The organism is Haliscomenobacter sp. (assembly GCF_033763495.1).
Lineage (GTDB): Bacteria > Bacteroidota > Bacteroidia > Chitinophagales > Saprospiraceae > Haliscomenobacter.
Map to the genome: position 1 here is coordinate 1 of NZ_JANRKL010000051.1, position 5,194 is coordinate 5,194.

Annotated in this window: 5 protein-coding genes; 3 read left to right on the forward strand and 2 right to left on the reverse strand. The window is 45.5% G+C overall.

Annotated features, from left to right (window positions below; all coding sequences use genetic code 11):
- The first annotated feature begins 256 nt into the window (after positions 1-256).
- A complete protein-coding gene (locus SFV55_RS06180) occupies positions 257-790 on the forward strand; it encodes a hypothetical protein (RefSeq protein ID WP_320028603.1) in 534 nt (177 codons plus the stop codon).
- Between the two features lie 264 nt (positions 791-1,054).
- On the opposite strand, the gene rnr is transcribed toward SFV55_RS06180, so the two are convergent.
- Both rnr and SFV55_RS06190 read right to left on the reverse strand, forming a co-directional pair.
- Positions 1,055-3,229, reverse strand: coding sequence for a ribonuclease R (gene rnr / locus SFV55_RS06185; RefSeq protein ID WP_320028604.1), 2,175 nt, complete (start codon positions 3,227-3,229; stop codon positions 1,055-1,057).
- Between the two features lie 4 nt (positions 3,230-3,233).
- Complete coding sequence (locus SFV55_RS06190) at positions 3,234-3,728, reverse strand: hypothetical protein (RefSeq protein WP_320028605.1); 495 nt, start codon at positions 3,726-3,728, stop codon at positions 3,234-3,236.
- A gap of 233 nt (positions 3,729-3,961) precedes the next feature.
- On the opposite strand from SFV55_RS06190, the gene SFV55_RS06195 reads away from it, so the two are divergent.
- Entirely contained in the window at positions 3,962-4,696 is a 735-nt protein-coding gene (locus SFV55_RS06195; RefSeq protein ID WP_320028606.1) for a succinate dehydrogenase cytochrome b subunit, read from the forward strand.
- A 118-nt stretch (positions 4,697-4,814) separates the two neighbouring features.
- Positions 4,815-5,194: FAD-binding protein (locus tag SFV55_RS06200; RefSeq protein ID WP_320028607.1), on the forward strand; the 380-nt coding region annotated here is incomplete at its 3' end.

Here is a 5,194-nt window from a genome sequence, read left to right on the forward strand (position 1 = left end):
ACAAAGAACTTATAACTTCCCATTGGGAATCAGTGATGTTGGTTGGGTACATATTTGCAAATTTTCTCCAACCAAATTACCGCTGATTCCTTTTTTCTCATTCCTCACATCTGTAAAATCTTAAATTTTTACAGGCTCTAACTATCGCATTTTATTTGGATTCACCGTTGTAATATCTTTGTCTTTTTTTACGATCAGAGATCAAAAAAGAAATAGCAATGACCGACCCTTAAATGGTAATGTAAGTAAATTTCAAGTGAAAGAAATCCCACTTCCTCCAGGGGAAGAATTTATCGCAAAAATAAGCCCTAATTTTTTTGGCTATGGTTTTGATGGCTTCCCAAAAACCAACAATGGGGTTGGAGCAGCCAGAGTAGGTTTTTTTTATGGCAACCTTTTTGAAACTCCTAGACCTGGACAATCTAGATCTCAAGACCTACAGTATTATGAATCAATAAGAAACAATACCTTTATTGTATATACGAAAGAAAAAATTGACGAAATATTGCTAGCAGAAGATAAAAAAGATCAACGAACTATCACTGATACAAATAAAAAATTGGAAGACATCAGGACCCTCATTTCTTCGTCATTTACAAATTTAGAAACTCAAATATTAACAGATCCTTTGAAAACAAGAATTGCTCAGGAATTAGAGACAAAGCTAAATGACTATATTTCGAGCAGAATTGAAAGTGAAACCATCTCTTTCAAAGAAATGATTAAAGAAGAACTTAAATCTGATAAAGATTTTTTAAAAGAATTGGCAGAAATCATCAAAAAACAATAGAAATTACATAATTTTTATTGTTTTTTGATAGATAAATTAAAATTTTAACTCTGTGATCTAAGTACAAACAAAAACCAATTTCGACTTTTAAGTCCAAAAAATTAAGGATTCGGAGTCAGTATGGTCGAGTCGAAGGCGAAAGATGCTGAACACCCTGATTCGTCGATCTTTAACCTATTTGATGGGTATTCGAGCAGTTTTGACCAAGATTTCCCGGATGCCTACACTTGAAGTCATATGATTGAAAAATGGGTTGTTGAATGATCAAATCCCTTCCTCCCAAAACATCTCAATCTGCCGTCTCTGCAAATTCGTGCTCACGATCCGCACCTGAATCTCTTGCCCCATCGTGAACTCCTTCTTGCTGTAAACCCCGCGAATCCGCAAGCGGCCAGGGTCAATTTCGAACGGTTCGTTCATGGTTTCGAAACTCACCATGCCTTCGCAGCGGTTGCCGCGCAGTTCCACGAAGATGCCCCGGTCGCCAATGCCAGAGATAAAGCCAGGGAAAACCTCGCCCAAGTGTTTGGACATGAATTCCACCTGTTTGTACTTGATCGATTCCCGTTCAGCGTCGGCAGCGCGGCGTTCCTGTTTGGAGACGTGTTGGCACATTTCCTCCAGTTTTTCCTTGTTGACCCGATGGGTGGCCTTAAGGTTTTGGAACAAAATGCGGTGCGCCAACACATCCGAGTAGCGGCGAATCGGTGAAGTGAAGTGGCTGTAAAAATCAAAAGCCAGGCCGTAGTGCCCGATGTTGTCGCTCGAATAAGCAGCCTTGGCCATGGTGCGGATGGCAATGGGGCCGAGGATGCTTAAGGCTTCGTTTTCTTCGGCCAGTTGTGCCAGTTTGTTGAAAGAGCGGGCGATGTCTTTTGGCGTAGCCACGTTCATTTCCACACCCATTTGGCGGGCAAAACGAGCCAGTTCTTCCACCTTATCCAGGTTGGGCTCGTCGTGTACGCGGTAGACGAAGGGGATTTCCGCTTCTTCTTTGGTGCCTTTTTCAGAAACATAGGTCGCAACCTCACGGTTGGCCAGCAACATGAAGTCTTCGATCAGCATGTGCGCATCCTTGCGCTCTTTGGTGAACACCTCGATGGGCACACCCGCATCGTCCAGGCGGAAGCGGACTTCTTCTGATTCAAAATTGATGGCCCCTTTTTTGAAGCGCTCTTTGCGGAGTTTATGCGCAATTTTGTTGAGCACTTTTAATTCTTGTGCAAAGTCGCCTTCGACTGTATCCAATACTTCTTGTGCTTCTTCGTAGGAAAAGCGGCGATTGGAGTGAATCACCGTTTTGCCAAACCAGCGCTCCACAATTTTTTCATCCTTGTCAAAGGTGAAAACTGCGGAAAAGGTCAACTTATCCTCGTGTGGGCGCAGGGAGCAAAGTTCGTTGGACAATTTTTCGGGCAACATCGGACAAACACGGTCGACCAGGTACACCGAGGTGGAACGGGCCAGCGCTTCTTTGTCCAGAGCCGTATTTTCATGCACATAGTGCGTCACATCGGCAATGTGTACACCCACTTCCAGGTTGCCATTGGGCAGATAGAGGAAGGAGAGTGCATCGTCGAAGTCGCGGGCATTTTCCGGGTCAATGGTAAAGGTGGGCGTTTTGCGCATGTCGCGGCGAATGGCGATTTCCACTTCTGGGATTCCCGTGCCCAGTTCCTCTGACTCCTTGATGACTTCGGGGGGAAACTCCAGGTTGAAGCCATTGTTGATCAGGATGCCCTTCATTTCGATGTCGTGCGATCCCGCTTTGCCCAATACGTAGGTCAACACCCCCATGGGTTGACGGTATTGACCGCCAGTCCAACTTTCAATTTTGACCACTACGCGGTCTTCGTCTACTGCCCCCATAATTTTGGAGGGATCAACCAGAATCTCCAGCGATGACGGTGGATCGGTGACCACAACAGCGTAACGGGGGTGGATCCAGATGGTGCCGACAAAATGTTCGCGGGCGCGTTCCAAAACTTCCAAAACCTCTCCCTCTGGGCGGTTGCGGCCCCGGGGGACCCAGGCTTTGATTTTGACCTTGTCGCCGTGCAGGGCGGTATTCATGTTTTTGGCAGCCACAAAAATGTCGTCTTGTTGGCCTTCTACCGTGACATAACCAGCACCCGAACGGGTCATGTCCATGACGCCATTCAGCACTTTGCGGTCTTGACCGAGCAGAGCACCACTGCTGCCACGCAGTTTGTATTTGAAGTCTTCTAACTCAATGATGTAGCCCAGTTTGACCAATTCCTGACAAGCATGGAGAACGGAATCCTTATTGTTGTCGATGTTGAGTTTTTTGGCAATTTGCTTGGGGTTCAAGCGTCTTTTTGGGTCTTTTTGAAAGAGGAGCAATACGTTTTTTTGCAAGTCTTTAGCGGTCAGTTTACGGGTATCTCCTTTCCCTTTTTTAGGGTGTCTTTTTCTCATTTGGTTAAAGGGTTATAATCTGCCCTTCCGGCAGCAATTCTAGTTTTTGAGTGCGGGTACCGGAAGCGTCGTAGTTGGTGTCATTGCTTGATTGTCCAGACACCATTAAAATTGTCCAATCTTCATCGATTGTAGCTACAGTGGTAGTTAACGCCTTGCCGTCGTAGAAAGTTCCGGCGATGACTTTTTTGTCAATGAGCTGAGCATCTTTACCCACGGTCAGTAGTACGAATTGGTAGTTCATCAAATGGGCAACCCAGTATACTACGGCATGGAAATCATAGGTTTCCGGGATGCGAAAACAAGGTACAAATTCGGTGAATTCATCCACCTCCTCTTCTTCCAACGGAATCAGGTACTGCTCGATCATGCGTTGCGGGAAAGGCTCATTGCTTTGACTGAAAATGCGGCTGCTTTCATCCGTCAAAGTGATGGGCAATTTTACTTCCGGAAACTGTTCCAGAAAACCTGCAAGCGATATGTTTATTTCTTCTGCCATGTCAAAAATCAGAAATTGAGGCCACAAAAGTCAAAAAAAACAATTAAACATTTTGAATGCGTGTCCATTATTTAGACTCGTTCAAAATTAAAGTCAATGGGGTAACTTGGGTCACACACTTTTGTGCATCTAGCCTCAAATATATAGCTTTGTAGATGTTTTAGGCACAACACTTGAAAATCTTCATTGGTTGTTGCCGTCGCAAAAATACACAAAACACAAAACGAAAACACATGAGTTGGCTGACAAACACGCTTTCGCCAGTAGGACTGGGCTGGTTTGGCGGGTTCCTGACTTCTTCCATTGGTAAAAAAGTACTAATGGCGCTGACGGGGCTTTTCCTGATTTCTTTTTTACCCATTCACCTATTAGGCAATTTGTACTTGATGAGCAATGATGGTGGACGTGATTTTAATTTGTATGCGGAATTTATGACGCACAATAAAATCATCAAAACCGTTTCTTACACCCTTTACCTGTCGATTGTATTGCATGCGATCCAGGGGCTGCTCTTGTGGAGACAAAACGCCAGTGCACGTGGGCAAAATTATGCCGTAAAAGTTACTCGTGCTGTAGGCACCAACCCACGGGCTGCTACCCGGATGGGTTGGTTGGGCACCATCCTGCTGATTTTTATCCTGCTGCACATGTACCAATTCTGGCTGCAGATGAAACTGGGCAATGTGCCGATGGCTTCCTATGGTGGTGAGGTAGTTAAAGATCTCTACACACCAGTAATGACTGCTTTTGCTGATCCGATTTTTGTGGTTATTTATGTGGTTTCTATGCTGGTCATCGCTTTCCACTTGTGGCATGGTTTCCAAAGTGCTTTCCAGACATTGGGGCTGAACCACAGCAAATATACCCCTTTCATCAAGGTGTTGGGGCAGGTCTATTCGATTTTGATTCCTGCGGGTTTTGCGATCATTCCCATTTATGTTTACGGCGACACCATGGGATGGTGGTAAAACGGGTTTGTGTGCGGTGGTGTGGAGGTATGAGTGTGTGGAATTCTACAAGGCTCAAAATTTTAGCACTACCTGAGATGTTTTTAAATTGAATTTCTCCAATATAAATTAATACATCATGGCTCTTAATGGTAAAGTTCCAGCTGGAAATTTAACGGAAAAGTGGACAAAGTACCGCGCTTCCATGCCACTGGTAGCTCCCAACAATAAAAGACGCCTTGACATCATCGTAGTTGGTTCAGGTTTGGCGGGTGCTGCGGCTGCGGCTTCGCTGGGCGAACTGGGTTACAACGTCAAGTGCTTCACCTTTCACGATAGTCCACGCCGGGCGCACTCGATTGCTGCGCAAGGCGGGATCAACGCGGCGAAAAACTACCGCAACGACGGCGATAGTACCTACCGCCTTTTTTACGATACCATCAAAGGGGGAGATTACCGGGCCCGCGAAGCCAACGTCTACCGTTTGGCTGAAGTGAGTGCCAGCATCATTGACCAGGC